This is a genomic window from Paludibacter sp. 221, from assembly GCF_010501035.1.
Classification (GTDB): domain Bacteria; phylum Bacteroidota; class Bacteroidia; order Bacteroidales; family Paludibacteraceae; genus QVMH01.
The window spans coordinates 1-1,282 of the sequence record NZ_QVMH01000098.1; the positions used below are offsets into that span (position 1 = coordinate 1).

Consider the following 1,282-nt stretch of genomic DNA (forward strand, 5'->3'; position numbering starts at 1 on the left):
CCTGTTGTCAGAGTTGTACCGGTAGCACTGTTATATACTATCATACCATCGAAATAGGTAGGGAAAGTAATACCGTCGGCAAAGCCTTCTTTTACATCGGTGAATTCGAAGGTGGTCAAGTCTACACTTGGGATAACCAGTCCTTTACCTATGTTATTTCCTATGCCTGCTGAGAAAAAGTTTGTACTGCCATCAAGAAATACGTTTGAGCCGGGAATACCGTTCAGAATGGTACCGTTGCTCAGGAGCTGCGCATGCGTGCTCAGTATTGTTACAAATAGTGTTATGCTTAATAATATTATTTTTTTCATCTTGTTTGTGTTTTATCGCGTTGCTTCATCCTAAGTTTACTCTCAGGGATGAATCCGGGATATTTCTATTTTTAATTGTCTGTCATCTATTACCGGTGTATATGCCGGTTTTTATTTGGAAACGCTTATCCATCTGCTGCCTGTATTGTCCCAAATAAACACTGCACCTCGTCCGATAATCATACTGGTACCCTGACCAAGAATCCATCCGGTAGCAGCATCGACAAAGTTATTACCTGAGCCGCCCGAATTATTATTCATGATGTAAACAGTTTTGCCATCGTGAGCGGCTGTTAAGGTTGGCATAGTGATGTTTACCGAAGCGCTGTGCTCGGTAATCACTACATCGTCGTCGGCCTGTACGGTATAGGAGCCGGCTTTTACCGAAACTATTTTTTTGGTTGGCGAACCGGGAACCCATTTTTGTGCTGTAGCATCCCATGTGAGGGTTTGTCCATTGGTAGCACCCATCTGGTGCAGCTTGTCGGCGGTAACTGATGCGTTGGCAAGTTTGCCGGTGGTTACGCCCAAGTCGGTCAGGCTTACGGTAGTTGTTGCACCCGAAGCTGTTGCGCTTACACCATCGTCGCCCGAAACGGCGGTTACCTCACTGGGCAACACAAGGCGAACCCAAGCGCTACCGTTATTGTAATACAGGCCTGCCGGAGCTTCTGCGTTACCGGGAGTGTTATACACTATCATACCCGCTACGTGAGATTTTAATGGGGCATAACTGCTGGTAGAGGTAAGGCTGACGTTGGGCAATAGCAAGCCCTGATTGCTACTTACTAGCTCCAGAATAGCCGAGGCATTTGGCTCACGGTCGGCACCAATAGTTACCTGTGCTTTTGATTGAAAAATGAATAATGAAAATTGAAATAGACAGAATAATACTAAAGTCTGCCGGAAAAATTGTTTTCTGTTCATGATGATAATTATTAATTGTTAGTTATTAATGTTTAATTATTATT

At 44.1% G+C, this 1,282-nt stretch carries 2 protein-coding genes; both read right to left on the bottom strand.

Features of this window, described 5'->3' with window-relative positions:
- Window positions 1-311: hypothetical protein (locus tag D0T49_RS12885; protein ID WP_203583486.1), on the bottom strand; the 311-nt coding region annotated here is incomplete at its 3' end.
- 111 nt (window positions 312-422) lie between these two features.
- A complete protein-coding gene (locus D0T49_RS12890) occupies window positions 423-1,238 on the bottom strand; it encodes a hypothetical protein (RefSeq protein ID WP_163632363.1) in 816 nt (271 codons plus the stop codon).
- Window positions 1,239-1,282 lie beyond the last annotated feature (44 nt).